The organism is Streptomyces sp. NPDC041713 (genome assembly GCF_055591085.1).
Map to the genome: position 1 here is coordinate 59,131 of NZ_JBVIZY010000014.1, position 15,298 is coordinate 74,428.

The 15,298-nt window shown below is 72.7% G+C and carries 13 protein-coding genes; 5 read left to right on the forward strand and 8 right to left on the reverse strand.

Going from position 1 to position 15,298, the window contains the following annotated elements:
* The first annotated feature begins 1 nt into the window (after nucleotide 1).
* Both ACZ6CV_RS31685 and ACZ6CV_RS31690 read left to right on the forward strand, forming a co-directional pair.
* Nucleotides 2-1,510, forward strand: coding sequence for a tripartite tricarboxylate transporter permease (locus ACZ6CV_RS31685; RefSeq protein WP_469254585.1), 1,509 nt, complete (start codon nucleotides 2-4; stop codon nucleotides 1,508-1,510).
* Nucleotides 1,507-1,980 (forward strand): GNAT family N-acetyltransferase, encoded by a 474-nt coding sequence (locus tag ACZ6CV_RS31690; RefSeq protein WP_469254586.1) that lies wholly within the window; start codon nucleotides 1,507-1,509, stop codon nucleotides 1,978-1,980. The genes ACZ6CV_RS31685 and ACZ6CV_RS31690 overlap by 4 nt, the downstream gene beginning before the upstream one ends.
* Before the next feature lie 64 nt (nucleotides 1,981-2,044).
* On the opposite strand, the gene ACZ6CV_RS31695 is transcribed toward ACZ6CV_RS31690, so the two are convergent.
* A complete protein-coding gene (locus ACZ6CV_RS31695) occupies nucleotides 2,045-2,185 on the reverse strand; it encodes a hypothetical protein (RefSeq protein ID WP_355810029.1) in 141 nt (46 codons plus the stop codon).
* 123 nt (nucleotides 2,186-2,308) lie between these two features.
* Between ACZ6CV_RS31695 and ACZ6CV_RS31700 the strand changes: the two genes are divergently transcribed.
* On the forward strand, nucleotides 2,309-3,844 hold the full coding sequence (locus ACZ6CV_RS31700; RefSeq protein WP_469254587.1) for a methyltransferase domain-containing protein: 1,536 nt from the start codon (nucleotides 2,309-2,311) through the stop codon (nucleotides 3,842-3,844).
* A 2-nt stretch (nucleotides 3,845-3,846) separates the two neighbouring features.
* Here the strand turns inward: ACZ6CV_RS31700 and ACZ6CV_RS31705 are convergent, their stop codons facing one another.
* Nucleotides 3,847-4,398 (reverse strand): ribonuclease FAU-1 family protein, encoded by a 552-nt coding sequence (locus tag ACZ6CV_RS31705; RefSeq protein ID WP_469254589.1) that lies wholly within the window; start codon nucleotides 4,396-4,398, stop codon nucleotides 3,847-3,849.
* Entirely contained in the window at nucleotides 4,379-5,371 is a 993-nt protein-coding gene (locus ACZ6CV_RS31710; RefSeq protein ID WP_469254591.1) for a GNAT family N-acetyltransferase, read from the reverse strand. The genes ACZ6CV_RS31705 and ACZ6CV_RS31710 overlap by 20 nt, the downstream gene beginning before the upstream one ends.
* Before the next feature lie 98 nt (nucleotides 5,372-5,469).
* Between ACZ6CV_RS31710 and ACZ6CV_RS31715 the strand changes: the two genes are divergently transcribed.
* Nucleotides 5,470-5,850, forward strand: a complete 381-nt coding sequence (locus ACZ6CV_RS31715; RefSeq protein WP_362370996.1) for a GntR family transcriptional regulator — start codon at nucleotides 5,470-5,472, stop codon at nucleotides 5,848-5,850.
* A gap of 427 nt (nucleotides 5,851-6,277) precedes the next feature.
* On the opposite strand, the gene ACZ6CV_RS31720 is transcribed toward ACZ6CV_RS31715, so the two are convergent.
* Nucleotides 6,278-7,372, reverse strand: a complete 1,095-nt coding sequence (locus ACZ6CV_RS31720) for a DUF5925 domain-containing protein (RefSeq protein WP_469254593.1) — start codon at nucleotides 7,370-7,372, stop codon at nucleotides 6,278-6,280.
* 144 nt (nucleotides 7,373-7,516) lie between these two features.
* On the opposite strand from ACZ6CV_RS31720, the gene ACZ6CV_RS31725 reads away from it, so the two are divergent.
* The gene (locus tag ACZ6CV_RS31725) at nucleotides 7,517-8,950 is read left to right on the forward strand and encodes a GH39 family glycosyl hydrolase (RefSeq protein WP_469254595.1); all 1,434 of its coding nucleotides are present in this window, start codon (nucleotides 7,517-7,519) and stop codon (nucleotides 8,948-8,950) included.
* 78 nt (nucleotides 8,951-9,028) lie between these two features.
* Here the strand turns inward: ACZ6CV_RS31725 and ACZ6CV_RS31730 are convergent, their stop codons facing one another.
* From ACZ6CV_RS31730 to ACZ6CV_RS31745, 4 genes are read right to left on the reverse strand one after another with little or no spacing between them, the layout of a single operon-like run.
* Nucleotides 9,029-12,487, reverse strand: coding sequence for a lipopolysaccharide biosynthesis protein (locus ACZ6CV_RS31730; RefSeq protein ID WP_469254597.1), 3,459 nt, complete (start codon nucleotides 12,485-12,487; stop codon nucleotides 9,029-9,031).
* Nucleotides 12,480-13,283 (reverse strand): polysaccharide deacetylase family protein, encoded by an 804-nt coding sequence (locus ACZ6CV_RS31735; protein WP_469254598.1) that lies wholly within the window; start codon nucleotides 13,281-13,283, stop codon nucleotides 12,480-12,482. Before ACZ6CV_RS31735 ends, ACZ6CV_RS31730 begins: the two co-directional genes overlap by 8 nt.
* A complete protein-coding gene (locus ACZ6CV_RS31740) occupies nucleotides 13,280-14,362 on the reverse strand; it encodes a glycosyltransferase family 2 protein (RefSeq protein WP_469254600.1) in 1,083 nt (360 codons plus the stop codon). Before ACZ6CV_RS31740 ends, ACZ6CV_RS31735 begins: the two co-directional genes overlap by 4 nt.
* Nucleotides 14,359-15,195 (reverse strand): glycosyltransferase family 2 protein, encoded by an 837-nt coding sequence (locus tag ACZ6CV_RS31745; protein WP_362371009.1) that lies wholly within the window; start codon nucleotides 15,193-15,195, stop codon nucleotides 14,359-14,361. Before ACZ6CV_RS31745 ends, ACZ6CV_RS31740 begins: the two co-directional genes overlap by 4 nt.
* Nucleotides 15,196-15,298: the final 103 nt, after the last annotated feature.

The following is a 15,298-nucleotide window of genomic DNA, read 5'->3' on the forward strand; positions in this document are numbered from 1 at the left end:
CATGAACGCCTTCAACTCCCTGATGGACGGCTTCGGCACGGCCCTCACCCCGATCAACCTCCTCTGGGCCGCCGTCGGCGTCCTCCTCGGCACCGCCATCGGCGTCCTGCCCGGCATCGGCCCCGCGATGGCGGTGGCTCTGCTGCTCCCGGTGACGTACGGGCTCGAACCGACCGGCGCCTTCATCATGTTCGCCGGCATCTACTACGGCGCGATGTTCGGCGGCTCGACCACCTCGATCCTGCTCAACACACCGGGCGAGAGCGCGGCCGTCGTCGCCGCCATGGAAGGCCACCCGATGGCCAGGTCCGGGCGCGGGGCGCAAGCCCTCGCGGCCGCCGCCGTCGGCCACTTCGCGGGCGGCATGATCGGCACGACGCTCCTGGTGGTCCTCGCGCCGACGGTCGCCGACCTCGCCGTCGACATCGGCGCGCCCGACTACTTCGCCATCATGGTGCTCGCGTTCATCGCGGTGACCTCCGTGCTCGGCGCGTCCCGCGTCCGCGGCCTCGCCTCGCTCCTCATCGGTCTGACCATCGGCCTCGTGGGCCTGGACCAGATGACCGGCCAGCAGCGCCTCACCTTCGGCTCGCTGCAACTCGCCGACGGCATCGACGTGGTGATCGTCGCGGTCGGCCTCTTCGCCATCGGCGAGGCTCTCTGGGTCGCCGCCCACCTGCGCCGCACCAGCGGCCGGGCGATTCCCGTCGGCCGCCCCTGGCTGGGCAAGGAGGACGTCAAGCGCACCTGGAAGTCCTGGCTGCGCGGCCCGCTCATCGGCTTCCCGTTCGGCGCGATCCCCGCCGGTGGCGCCGAGATCCCCACCTTCCTCTCCTACGTCACCGAGAAGCGGCTGTCCAAGCACAAGGAGGAGTGGGGCAAGGGCGCCATCGAGGGCGTCGCGGGCCCCGAGTCGGCCTCGTCCGCGTCGGCCGCCGGAACCCTCGTCTCCATGCTGACGCTGGGCCTGCCCACGACCGCCGTGGCCGCCGTGATGCTCGCCGCCTTCCAGCAGTACGGCATCCAGCCGGGACCGCTCCTCTTCGAACGCGAGGCGGACCTGGTCTGGGGCCTGATCGCCTCACTGTTCGTCGGCATGGTGCTCCTGCTCGCCCTCAACCTGCCCCTCGCGCCGGTCTGGGCGAAGCTCCTGCGCATCCCGCGGCCCTACCTCTACGCGGGCATCCTCTTCTTCGCGGCCGTCGGCGCCTACGCGGTCGGCGGCGAGTCGCTCGACCTGGTCATCCTGCTCGTCATCGGCCTGCTGGGCTTCGGGATGCGGCGGTACGGGCTGCCGATCCTGCCCGCGGTCATCGGCGTCATCCTCGGCCCCAACGCCGAGCAGCAGCTGCGCCGCGCCCTGCAGATCAGCGACGGCAGCGCCTCCGGCCTCGTCGACACGCCGTTCTCCGTGACCGTCTATGGCCTCATCGTCCTGATCGTGGTGTGGCCGTTGTTGCGCAAGGCGGTGGTGCGGGCGCGGCGACGTGGCGTAGACGTAGAGGCATGACCACGCCCGACGCCTTCGCGGACATCCGCCCCGCCACCGCCGCCGACGTGCCCGCCGTGCGGGCGGTCACGGACGCGGCGTACCACCGCTACATCGAACGCATCGGGCAGGTCCCCGTCCCGATGGAGGCCGACCACGCGGCCGATGTGGCGGCGGGGTTCGTGTACGTCACCGGGGACCCCGTGGTGGGTCTCCTCGTCCTCGTCCCGCGCCCGTACGAGGGGCGGCTCCTGCTGGAGTCGATCGCGGTCCACCCCGACGCCGCGGGGCAGGGGGTGGGCCGGCGGCTGCTCGCCTTCGTGGAGGCACACGCGCGGGCGCTGGGGCTCGTCGAGATCTGCCTCTACACCAACGCGCTGATGTGGGAGAACCAGAAGATCTATCCCCGGTACGGCTACGAGGTCGTCGAGCGGCGCATGGACGGCCCCTACGACCGCGTCCACTACCGCAAGCGGCTCGCGTCCGGCTGACGGGGCATCGCCCCTCTGCTCAACAGGGCATCATCCACCGGCTGAACAGGGCATCGCCCCCGGCTCAGCCGTCCGGCCACCACGTCCGCTGGATGTCCTTGCGGACCTCGGGCCTCTCGCGCGGCCGGACCTCCGCCTCCTGACGCTCCCGCACCCGGCGGCTGACGGACTTGCCCACGGGCTTGTGCGTGGTCACTCGACGCATGGCGGCCTCCCGGCTTCCCGACTCCCTGCCTTACCGATGTCCATTCCAGGCGCTCGGTAGACCTGTTGGGGCCCGCTTTCTGATCGAGGGCGGATTGTCAGTGGCGGCTGCGACGATCGGAACATGACGCGGAACAGGACGACGAGCAGGGTCAACGAGCCGGTCGGGCGGGCCGATCCGGTCGACTGGGACGCCATGGCGGCCACCTTCGACGAGGAGCCGGACCACGGCCTGCGGGACGAGGCGGTGCGGCGCGCCTGGGCGGACCGGCTGCGGGACTGGCTGCCGGAGGCCCGCGGCGACGTCCTCGACCTCGGCTGCGGCACGGGAAGCCTCGCCCTGCTCGTCGCGGGGCGCGGCCACCGGGTCACGGGGGTCGACCTGTCCCCGAAGATGCTGGAGCGGGCCCGCGCGAAACTGGCGTCCCACGACGCGGAGTTCCTGGTGGGCGACGTCCGCGAACCCCCGGTCGGCGGCCGGAAGTTCGACGTGGTGCTGGCACGCCACGTCCTGTGGATGATGCCGGACCCGGAGGCGACACTGCGGGACTGGTGCGCCTTGCTGCGCCCCGGCGGACGGCTGATCCTGATCGAAGGGGTATGGGGCACGGAGTCCCCCGCGGGCCTCCCGATGTCCCGCCTGGTAGCGGCCCTGACGCCCCTCGCCTTCCACGTCCACACCGAACGCCTGTCGGGCGACGCGGAGTTGTGGGGCAGACGGGTCGAGGACGAGCGGTACGCGGTGGTGGGCACGCTGCCCCGGAGGCCGGCGCGGCACGCCGAGATCGTCGACGTCCACCTGATGCTGCGCCACGGCGACGCCGTACTCCTGTCCCGCCGCACCGGCACGGGCTACGCCGACGGCCTGCTGCACCTGCCCTCGGGCCACGTGGAGCCCGGCGAGGACGTCCGGACGGCCATGATCCGTGAGGCCCACGAGGAGCTCGGCCTCGACCTCACCCCGGCGGACCTGCGCGCGGAACTCGTCCTCCAACACCGGGGCCCCGGCGAGACCCCACGCATCGGCTGGTTCTTCTCCGTGCGGTACGGGGCGGGCGGCACCCCGCGCAACACCGAGCCGGACAAGTGCGCGGAACTGTCCTGGCACCCCCTGTCCGCGCTGCCGCACGACATGGTGGCCTACTGCCACGCGGCCCTGACCGCCTGCCACTCGGGCGAACACTTCGCGCTCCACTGGCAGTCGGACGAGGAGGGGGTCGCGTACGACGACGGGGGGACGGGGACGGGGGCGGAGCCGCTGGCGGCCGCGCGCACGGGCGGGATCCACCACGTTGAGCTGTGGGTGCCCGACCTGGAGGCGGCGCAGGCCTCCTGGGGCTGGCTCCTGGAGGAGCTGGGTCACATGCCGTACCAGCGCTGGGCGCACGGCCGCAGCTGGCGACGGGACGGCGCGTATGTGGTTCTGGAGCAGTCGCCCGCCCTGCGGTCCGGCGGCCACGACCGGCACCGCCCCGGTCTGAACCACCTGGCGTTCCACGTGCGGGGGCGGGCCGAGCTCGACCGGCTCGTGGCCGCCGCGCCCGGGCACGGGTGGTCTCTGCTCTACCCGGATCGCCACCCGCATGCGGGTGGCGACGACCAGTACGCGGCCTACTTGGAGGACGCGTGGGGTTACGAAGTGGAGTTGGTCGCCGAATAGTCTCAGGGGAGGGGGCGGCCGTTGGTTCGGGTGAGGGATTCCAGGGTGTTCAGGGACTCCCTCGCTGATCTGGCCGCCTCGGGGTCCGTCGTGTGGAGGGCGCTTGCTTCGAACTCGTCCTCGTCCAGGCGCAGTACCGTGGCGCCGTCCGCCGAGCACCACAGGTCCAGGTCCAGGTCCTCGACCGTGAGGACCGTGTCGTCGCGTACCGCGGGGCGGGTCACGTCGCAGTACCAGCCCTTGAGCGTGCCGTCCGCCCCGTACACCTCCTTGACGGCGTACCAGCGGTCGCGCCAGTAGTGCTCGACGAAGACGTCGCCCGGCTCGAAGCGGACGAAGCCGAAGTCGCGGACGCCGGGCGCCGCCCATGGTGCGCGGACGGTCACGTGGGTGCCGTCGTCGGAGAGGAGCCGTGCGGGGTAGCGGATCTTGGTGCGGCCCGCCTTCGTGAGGACGATCTCCAGCGTGGTCGTGCCCGCTGGCCCGCCCTCCGCCGTGCTCTCCGTTCCGTCCTGCGCCGTTCCCTCCGTCGCGTCAGCCGAGTGTGCGGACATGACGGACCTCCGTTCCGCAGATCTCGTAACCGAACCATTCGTTGATCGCCAGCATCGGCTCGTTCCCGGCGTCGTTGCCGGTGAACGCCTCGGTGCAGCCGGCCGCGCGTGCCCGGTGCAGCGAGTCGTTCTTCGCAAGCTTGGCCAGGCCGCGGCCGCGGTGGCCGCGCGCCGTGCCCGTCATGCCGGAGGAGTAACGCCCCGCGCCGTCCGTGAGTGCCAGGCTGAACGCCGCCGGACGCCCGTCCACCAGCGCAACCGTGGTGAGCTCCCGGCTGGTCAGCGGGTGGTCCCAGGTCTCGGCGCGCCAGTGCTCGTAGTCCGTGAACTCGGCCGCCACGTCGCCCGGTTCGTCGGCCGCGGTCTCCGCGTCCAGCGCGAACAAGGGCCGTGCGTCCTGCGCATACACCGATCCGCTGACCAGCTCCACCCCGGCCGGCGGCTCCTGGCGGGGCGGCAGCGTGCCGTGCGCCAGGTCCAGGCGGAGGAAGTGCGCCGTACGGCGCGCGGCATAACCGTGGCGGGCGGCGAAGGCGAGGTTCGCGGGCTCGTCGAGCACCCACGTGTAGATGGATCGTGCGCCCGCGCTCGCCAAGTGCTCCTCGGCGGTGCGCAGGAGGAGCGTTCCGGCGCCCCTGCCGAGCCGCTCCGGGTGGACGTAGATGTTGGCGTAGCCCTGTCCCGGCTCGGGGCTGTCGTGGGCGATGCCCACCTGCGCCGTCCCGATGACCTCCCCGTCCGCCTCGGCGATCAACTGCCGGTAGGCGGCGTCCGGATGGGCGTGTGTCCGGTCGAAGGCGACCGCGGCGGGTGAGGTGAGCATGGACGGTACGCAGGCGCGGCGCACGGCGGCGAAGCCGGCGTCGCCTGCGGTGGCGGTGGTGGCGGTGGGGGCCGCGGGGGCGGCGGTGACGGTGGTGGCGGGGGTCGTGGTCGGGGCGCCGGTACCGAGGGCTCGGACGATCACAGTCATGGAGCCGCACGGTACGCGCGGGCCGGGCCGGAGTGCCTCCCCTTTTTCGCGGGCGCGGGCGGTCCGCTTCCGTCCCGGGTGTGCGGGACAATCACTCCGTGACGTTGAAGATCGACATCGATGAGGGCGCGGGCGACGCGCCGTACGAGCAGGTGCGGGCCCGGATCGCCGAGCAGGCGAGGTCGGGTGCGCTGCCGGTCGGCTACAAACTGCCCACGGTGCGCGGGCTCGCCGAGTCGCTCGGCCTCGCGGCCAATACGGTCGCCAAGGCCTACCGGGCGCTGGAGGCGGACGGGGTCATCGAGACGCGGGGGCGGAACGGGACGTTCGTCGCGGCGGCGGGGGACGCGGCGGCGCGGGTCGTCGCTACGGAGGCGCGGGCCTTTGCCGAGCGGGCTCGGCGGTTGGGTTTGGCCGAGGCGGATGCGTTGGGGGCGGTGCGGGATGCGGTGCGGGCGGTGTACGGGGGCGGGGGGTAGGCCTCGCCGGCCCACGAGTCCTTCTCGGGTCGCCCGGGGCGGGGGTGTCGGCCTTTGCTCGGTCCATCGCCGGGTGTGGGACCGCGCGAGTTGCGGTGCGCCTGCTGTCCGTTTGTGGGTGCGGGGCCGCGGGGGTATGTGCGTACTCGCCATCCACTGTTCGCCACGCCTCGCGGACAACGGGGCTACATTGCGCTCGATGCTCCGTGCGCACATACCCCCACGTCCCCTCCCGAGCGTTTGCGCCTGCGGCCCAGTGGGGCACTCGCGTGCGCCTGCGGCTCCGGCTGCGGCTGCGGCTCTGGATGCGCTGGCCGCTGTGCGGGGTGTGGTGCGGGTGGTGTACGGGGGGCGCGGGGAGGCCCCCGGCCGTGCTCGCCTGCGCTTGTTGCTCGGCCGTGGCCCCCGGCGGTCACGATCGCGTGCCCTAGAGATACAACCCCGCATCCGCTCCCTCCCGCTGGTCCGGTACCGAGGTCGGGGTCGTTCCGCGGCGTAGGGCGAAGAGTTCTGCGAGGGTCGCGCCCTCGCGGCCCACACCCTCGTCCGTGCCCAGCCACTCCATCGACTCGGTGCGGGTCAGGGGGCCGACCTCGATGCGGGCCAGACAGCGGCCGGGGCGGACCACCGCCGGGTGCAGGCGTTCCAGGTCCTCGTTGGTGGTGACGCCCACCAGCACGTTCCGTCCCTGGCCGAGCAGGCCGTCCGTGAGATTGAGCAGGCGCGAGAGCGCCTGACCCGCCGTGTGCTTCGCCTCGCCGCGGATCAGTTCGTCGCAGTCCTCGAGGAGCAGCAGCCGCCACCGCCCCTTCGCCGTCCCGTCGTCCTCGCCGATCGCGATGTCCATCAGATAGCCGACATCACTGAACAGCCGCTCCGGATCGAGGACGCAGTCCACCTGGCACCAGTCCCGCCACGAGCGCGCCAGCGTCCGCAGCGCCGACGTCTTGCCCGTGCCCGGCGGGCCGTGGAGCAGGAGCAGCCGGCCCGCGATGTCCTCGGGCGTGGTCTTCATCAGGGAGTCCATGGCGTCGGCGACCGGCGCCGTGTAGTTGGACCGCACCTCGTCCCACGTACCGGCCGAGATCTGCCGGGTGGTGCGGTGCGGGCCGCGCCGCGGGGAGACGTACCAGAAGCCCATGGTCACGTTCTCCGGGACGGGTTCGGGCTCGTCCTGCGCGCCGTCCGTGGCCTGGTCGAGGACCTTCTCGGCGAGCTCCGCGGTGGTCGCCGTCACCGTGACGTCCGCGCCGCGGTTCCAGCGGGAGACCAGCAGCGTCCACCCCTCGCCCTCGGCGAGCGTCGCGCTGCGGTCGTCGTCGCGGGCCGCGCGCAGCACCTTCGCCCCGGAGGGCAGCAGCGTGCAGCCCGACTTCACGCGGTCGATGTTCGCGCTGTGCGAGAACGGCTGCTCGCCGGTGGCGAAGCGGCCGAGGAAGAGCGCGTCCACGACATCCGCCGGGGAGTCGCTGTCGTCGACGTTGAGCCGGATCGGCAGGGCGTCCTGTGGGTTCGCAGACATGCCGACATGATCCGGCACGCGCACGCCGTCGTGCACCAGGTTTCCCCAGTGCGCCCCCAGAACCTGCCCCACGCCTGCCGCACACCCGTCCCACACCCGCCGCACCTGTCCCGCCCCCGACAGGCGCCGATACGCTTGTCCCTGATGGCACGTCATGGGTGGAATGCGAACGTACGGTGGTGGCGTCTCGTCGCCCTGCTCGGCGTCGGCCTGGTCCTGCTGGCCCTGGTGCTCACCCTCGTGGACACGGGGCCCGGGGACGGGGGCAAGAACGGCATCGGCGGCACCAGCCCCGACGGCGACAAGGTGCACGGCAACCCCGTCGTCCCACCCGGCGCCCCCGCCCCGCAGGTCGGCTGGGGCTTCACCCACACCCAGTACAGCGCCGACGACGGCGAGGACGCGGCCGTCGAACGCGTCCGCGCCGAACTCGCCGGCCAGGGCAGGCCCGTCCCGCAGATCCAGCACCTCATGGGCTGGGGCGCCGGCAACCCGGAACCGGTCAAGGGCCGGTACGCCTTCGCCGCGATGGACGACAGGATCGACTTCGTCCGGGCGAGCAAGGGCACCCCCGTCGTCACGCTGTGCTGCGCCCCCGACTGGATGAAGGGCGGCCGGCCCGGCGCGGACCACACCGACTGGAGCCAGGCCTCCCTGGAGAAGGCCCCGGAGCGCGCCCACTACGCGGACTTCGCGAGGCTCGCCGCGACCGTCGCCAAGCGCTATCCCGACGTACGGCACTTCCTCGTCTGGAACGAGTTCAAGGGCTTCTGGAACGACGCGGAGGCCCGCTGGGACTACGAGGGCTACACGGAGCTGTACAACCTCGTCTACAAGGAGCTCAAGAAGGTCGACGCGGACATCCAGGTCGGCGGCCCCTACCTGCCGATGAGCAGCCTGGACCCGCGCAGGACCGACGGCGCCTCGAAGGAGCTGACGGGCCCCTGGGGCAGCCTGGACCAGCGCGTCCTCGACGCCTTCGCGTACTGGAACCGGCACAAGGCGGGCGCCGACTTCGTGGTCGTCGACGGCGCCAGCTACACCGAGGACGACGCGATGCTCCCCGACGAGTTCCGGGCCACGGACAAGTTCACGGCCGTCGGCCGGTGGCTGCGCGAGCGGACCGGCGACCTGCCGCTGTGGTGGGCCGAGTACTACGTGGAACCGGGCGACAGCGAGGACGACCGCGACGGCTGGACCGAGCCGCACCGCGTCGCCGTCCACGCCGCCGGACTGATGGCGATGGCCGAGGGCGGCGCCACCAGCGGCTTCTACTGGAACCCGCAGAAGAAGGACGGCGACGCGTGCGCGGGCTGCCTGTGGACGTCCACGCGGCGCCCCGACGGCGGCGCCGCGCTGCCGATGCTGCGGCTCGTCGAACGCTTCGGCAAGGAGTTCGGCCCCGGCACGCGGTACGAGTCGGTGCCGGTGGACGCGGGCGCCCGGGACGACGTCCGGGTGCTCGCCGACGACGACGCGGTCCTGGTGGTCAACACCCGCGACCGGCACGTCGACGCGAAGATCGACGGGCGCCGGGTCGGCCTGCCGGCGTACGGCGTGCAGTGGCTGGAGCGCTGAGCCGGCCGACCGCCGACGCCACCGTCACGCGCCGTCCCGCGCACGCCACCCCGGCCAGGCACCTCACCCGCCCCCCCCTCACGCCATCGTCACGAACCGTTGGACCAGCGAGGCGAGGAACAGTGCCAGCAGCGGCAGCGCGAACCAGAAACTGCCCTGCAGCCACCGCTGTTGACGCATGCTCGGCGCCGCACCGACCCGTACCACCTCGCGCGCCCCGAGGATCAGGACGAGCAGGACGGCGGCGAGTCCGCCCGCCACCGACCAGGGCGTCCAGGTCACCTTCGGCCCGACGGGGCCCGGATCGGGCTCGGCGACGGGGCCGTCCGGGCGCTCGCGCAGCGTGTAGAGCGTCGCGTCGTCGTTGCCGAGCACCTTCGTCAGGTCCCCGCGCTCGTCGAGACGGCCGAGGAGCCGTGACGCCCACCCCGGCGGGTAGCCCGCGTCCAGCCGCAGATAGGTCGTCTGGCCCCGGTTGACCATCAGGTACGAGCGGGGGCCCGCGTCCTTGAGCGCCTTCACCAGGCCGGACACCAGCTCGGGGTCGGTTGGCGCGAGCGTGGGGACGTACTCCACCTTCTCCATGTCGCGGGCGCCCCACGGCATCGCGGGCGTCACGTCGTCGACCGGGTCGGCGGTCATCCAGAGCAGCCGCACCGTCGGGTCGTCGTGTGCGTACACGTACTCCATGGCCGCGACCTCGCCGGGACGGATCTGCTCGAAGGGCTCGTTGCCCCAACGGGCCACCAGGAAACCGCCCATCAGGACGAGCCCGGCGAGCAGCGCGGCCCACGGCGTGAGCCCCGCACGGTCCCGGCCGCGCTCGCGCGGCACGACGCGCTCCCGCGGCGTGACGCCCGCGCGCGGGAACAGCGCGAGGCCCGCGAGCAGCGCCGCGCCCGGCAGCGCGAACATGAAGACGCGCAATGCCATCTCGCCGCCGTACGACTGCATGCCGAAGCCGAGGAACGGCACGAACGTCAGGACGATCAGCGCACGTTCGCCGTACCCGTTGCGGCGCCGACGCCACCAGCCCCAGCAGGCCAGCGCCATGACGGCGCCGGCCATCGTGACGCGCGCGGACAGCACGAGCCGGTGGGCCGAACTGCCGCCCGCCATACGGCCGGTGACCGACGACGACACGTTGCCGCCCACCCCGCCGACCCCGCCGAACAGGTCGTCGAAATGACCCGACCAGTACGGCTCGGCGAGGAAGCCCAGCCACCCGACCACCAGCAGACCGCAGAGGAGCGGCAGGCCGCGCAGCTCACACCGGCCGGCCATGACCAGGACCGTGAGGACGCCGAGCATCATGAACGGCGTCAGCTGGTGCGCGGGAACCGTCGCCGCGAAGAGCCCGGTCAGGACGAGCAGGAGCACCACACGCTCCCGGCGGCCGACCGCTTCGACCTCCGCCTCACCGGGGCGCCGCCCGGCCCACAGCACGCGCGGCGCCCGGAACCACACCAGCAGGACCGCGACGAAGGCGAGGTACAGCAGATACGTGAAGCCCTGCGGGGAGAAGTAGTCCTGGCCGACCCAGCCGCTCAGGACGAAGACCCACAGCCCCGCCCACTTGGCGCGCCAGGACGCCCTCAGGGAGCGCACGAGCAGCAACATCGGTGCCAGGTAGAGGACTTGGACGGCCGTCGGCCACCAGCGGATCACCTCGGTCGGATCCGAGACGCCGCACGCCCGCGCGACGAAGGTGGCCACGGCGAAGAACCCCGGCCAGCTCCAGCGCGCGTCCAGGTCGGGCACCGCGGAGCCCGTCCGGTCGATGTACTCCAGGAAGCCCAGGTGCTGCCAGGCCGTCGCGAACCGCGGCTCGGTCTCGACGACCGCGGGCAGGGCGTGCAGCGACACCGCGGTGGCCAGCAGAGTCAGGAGCAGGAGGCCCCGGACCGGCCGGTCCATCCCGAGCAGCGCCGCGAACACGACGACGAGAAGGGCCGCGCCGAGCAGCGTGAGCGGCGGCAGGACGGAGACCAGGCCGAGCCCGCCCATGGCGTCGAGGTCCCGCTCGCCGAGACCGAGGACGGGCAGCCAGTACAGGGCGAGAGCGGTGGCCAAGAGCAGCGCCATGACCAGGATGTGGCGGCGGCGAGCAGACGGGGATGGGCCTGGCTTCTCGCGCACGGGCTCCCCGCCGGACGGTACGCCCAGGTCCGCCAGGTCCCCGTCCCGCGCCACCCTCTCTTCCCGTGTCATCCCGGCCGCCGGCTTCCCGGGCACGCCCCGCACCACCCCGTACAGCTTCGGCGCCGCGATGGCCACGATCACAGCGAGGCTGCAGACCTCCGCGACGCCCGCCCCGGCCAGCCCCATCCGCGGCAGCAGGAGCAGCGTCAGGCCGAGCACCAGGACGCACAACAGGCCCTGCAGCCAGGCGATCCCGGACGTTCTGTTCTGTGCGCGCCGCACCGCGAAGTACGTCTCCATGACGACCCGCAGCAGCGCCCCCACCGCGAACCAGCGCAGCAACGGCGTGGCCGCGTCCGCGTAGCCCCGCCCGAACAGGCGCAGGATCAGCGGCGCCGCGAGGAAGAGCACCCCGCACACCGGTAGCATGAGCAGCGCCATCCGGCGCAGCGCCGAGCGGGTGTTGGCGGCGAGCAGCGCCGGGTCGTGCGCACCCTCGACGGTCAGCGACGCGCCCATGTTGATGGCGAGCAGATTGACGGTGCCGCCGATGGTGGCGGCGATGTAGAAGTACGCGTTGTCGACCGAGCCGACCTGGGAGGCGACCAGCACCGGGACCAGGTAGACCACGGCGAGCGAGAAGAGCGAGCCGGTGTAGTCGCCGGCCAGGAAACGGCCGACCTCGCGCGCCGTCGGCGGCCGTGCCGTGCCGCCGGTGGCCCGCACGTGCCGGGGCACCAGACGCCGGAAGACCAGCCAGCCGAGCGGGACCACCGACACGAGGATGGCGGCGACCCAGGAGACGAAGACGCCGGCGGTGGGGACCGCCGCGGCCATCGCGATGAGCAGCCCGAGCTTGGCGACCGAGAAGACGGTGTTGCCGACGGGCACCCAGAGCGCGTTGCGCAGCCCCGTCAGCACACCGTCCTGGAGGGTCAGCACCGACCAGGCGACGACGGCGAGGACGAACCCGGTGCCGTGCGCCGGCCCGTGCAGGAAGCGGTACGAGGGTCCCCAGAAGCCGAGCGTGAGCAGGAAGGCGCAGGCGGCGAGCGCCACCGCCACCGAACTGGCCGCATACGTACGGAAGATGAGCCGGCCCACGCCGCGCCCGGCGACGGGGATGAACCGGGCGAGCGCACCGGTCAGCGTCAGCGCGGTGAGCCCGGCGAGGAGCTTCATGGCGGCGATCGCCGCGGACCCCTGGCCGACGGCCGGCTCCGAGTAGTAGCGGGCCGCGGCCAGCCAGTAGCCCACGCCGAGGACGCCGGAGATCCCGGTGTTGAGCATGAGCGCGTAGGCGTTGCGGAAGAGCGGGCTGGGGCCGCCGCCCCGGCCGGGCGGCGGTGTTCCGGGCCCGGTGACGCCGGTCTGGGCCGTGGTCGTGTCAGACACGTGAAGGGATGGCCTTCCGACGGACCTGTCGTGCTCTGCGGACCACGGCGTACCCCTTGGTCAGGGCGCGGTCCCCGGCGAAGGTGCGGACGAGCGACCGGCCCGTGACGAGCCGCTCGAACTCCTCGGGCCCGGTGGAGCGGCGCACGGTCACGCGCCGGAGCGCGTACGGGCCCTGGGCGCGCCGGGCCAGGTCGTTGCCGACGGCGAGCGCCTGGTCGAAGCCCGTCTCGCGCACGCGTGTGCGCACCCGGCGGCTGGAGTAGCCGTACGGGTACGCGAACGACACCGGCCGGGTGCCGACCTGGTCGGTGACGATGTCGCGGCAGCGCCGCAGCTCGAACGCGAGCGCGTCGTCGTCCAGCTGGTCGAGTTCGGGGTGGGTGTGGCTGTGCCCCCCGATCTCCGCGCCCGCGGCGGCGAGTTCGCGCACCTGGTCCCAGTCGAGCATGCGGTCCGGGCCGCCCCCGGTGTCGTGCTCGCCGCGCAGCCAGCCGGTGGAGACGAACACGGTGGACGCGAAGCCGAGCCGGGCGAGGACGGGAAGCGCGTACCGGTGCACGCCTTCGTAGCCGTCGTCGAAGGTGATCAGGATCGGCCTTTCGGGGAGGCGGCCGCCGGACGTGCGCCAGACGGCGGCCAGTTGGGCGGTGGTGAGCGGGGTGAACCCGCGCTCGCCGAGCATCTCCATCTGGCGCGTGAAGGCGTCCGGCGCGACGGACAGGTCGTGCGTCGCCACGTTCGGCGCGGGGGCCACGGAGTGATACATCAGTATCGGCACCGCTTGCGTGCTCATGCCGCAGCTCCCTCCCCGCCCGCGGTCTCCCCGGTCTCCCCGGTCTCCCCGGTCTCCCCGATCTCCTCGTTCTCCTCGATCTCCTCGTTCTCCTCGATCTCCGAGATCTCTGCGATCTCCGCGACGGAGAACCCGGCGCCGCCCCTGCGCGCCCGGAGGCTGCCGAGCGCGTACCCGCCGGCCGCACTGAGCACCCCCGCCACGATGGCCCCGGCGCGGCCCGCGCCGCCGGGTCTGCCGAGGGCCGCGTCGCGCAGGCCCCGGCCGATGCCGGCGGGCAGGACCCGGGTGGTGTAGCGCCGCTCCGACGCCAGGCCCTGGCCGGCGCCGACGCTCCGGGACACCAGCGCCTTGGAGAGCCCCTCCGCGTAGGTCCTGGTACGGAAGTAACGGAACCGCTCCCGTGCGGCCGGCACCCGGTGGTGGATCACCGCGCGGTCGTCGATGAGCAGGACGGCGTCGGGTCTCGCGCGGGTGAGGCGGATGCAGAACTCCGTCTCCTCGCAGCCCAGCGGGCGTTTGCCGCCGTCCCGTCCGATGCCCGTGGCGAAGCCGCCCGCGGCGTCGAAGGCGGTGCGCCGGAACGCGGCGTTGCCGCCGAGGACGTTGCGCACCCGCACCCGCCCCGGCGGCAGCCCGCGGTAGGTGCAGCCGACGACCCAGTCGAACTCCTCGGGGAACCAGCCGGGCCGCCGCCCGGAGTCCCAGGCCGGCAGGGTGCGGCCGCCGACGGCGAGCACCCGCGGATCCGCGAACCCCTCGGCGAGGTGCCGCAGCCAGTCCCGCTCGGCGACGGCGTCGTCGTCGAGGAAGGCGACGAACTCACCGCGACAGGCGGCGATCCCGGTGTTGCGGCCGGCCGACAGGCCGCGGGGGCCCGCGTTCGCGAGCACCCGCACCCCCTCCGTCCCCCGGTACTCCCGGGCCAGCCGGCGCAGGAGCGCGGCGTTGTGGTCCACCACGAGAAGGGTCTCCAGGGCCGTGAGCGACTGGGCGCGCACCGAGGCGACGGCGGCGCGGATGTCCGCCCAGCGGTCCTCGGTGTACACGCAGACGACGACGGAGATCCGCGCGGTCACGACACCTCTCCCTGTCTCGGGCCGTAGGGGAGCACCCGAGCGCTCCTGCCGGCCCGCCGGGCCCACCGGGACCGGTGGGATCGCTCGCCGAGGATCACCTTGAGGACGCGGATGCCGTCCCGGACGGCCCTGAGATTGCTGACGCCGTGGATCCGCAGGTACTCGTGGCTCGGGATCTCCTGCACCTTGAGCCCTGCCTTGACGACTCGGATGTTCATCAGGGTCTCGACCTCGAAGCCGGTGCAGTCGAGCTCGATCTTGTCCAGGCAGTGCCGCCAGAAGGCGTTGTAGCCGTAGCAGAGGTCCGTGTAGCGGGCGCCGAACTTGGTGTTCACGACGGAGCACAGGACGTGGTTGCCGAGCTTGCGGATGGGCGTCATGTCGTCCGTGCCGCCGCCGTTGGCGAACCGCGAGCCCTTGGCGAAGTCCGCGCCGGAGACGAGGGCGGAGACGTAGGAGACGATCTCGTGGCCGTCGGCCGAGCCGTCGGCGTCGATCATCACGATGATGTCGCCGGTGCACGCGGCGAAGCCGGCGATCAGCGCGTCGCCCTTGCCCTTGCCGCGCTGGCGGACGACCTTCACGCCGGGCCACAGCTCACGGGCGACGGCCACCGTGTCGTCGGTGGAATTGCCGTCCACGAGAACGACTTCGTGGATCCATGCGGGCAGTGTCTTGAACACGTACGGCAGATTCTCCGCTTCGTTCATGGCGGGTATGACGACGCTGACCGGAGGCGCGATCGCCAGGTGCGTGGAGATCGGGCGGTAATTCCTGGCGCTCTGGTCCAGCGGGTCCTGGCCGGCGTCGGCCGGGCGTACGGAAGAAGACATTGAGTGCGGTGATCCCTCTCGTCCGGGGGCGGCCCAACCCGGGCCATCCGGTAATGGATCCATTGCGAACAATGGATCCGGTGCGAAAGGGGGGTGCTCATGC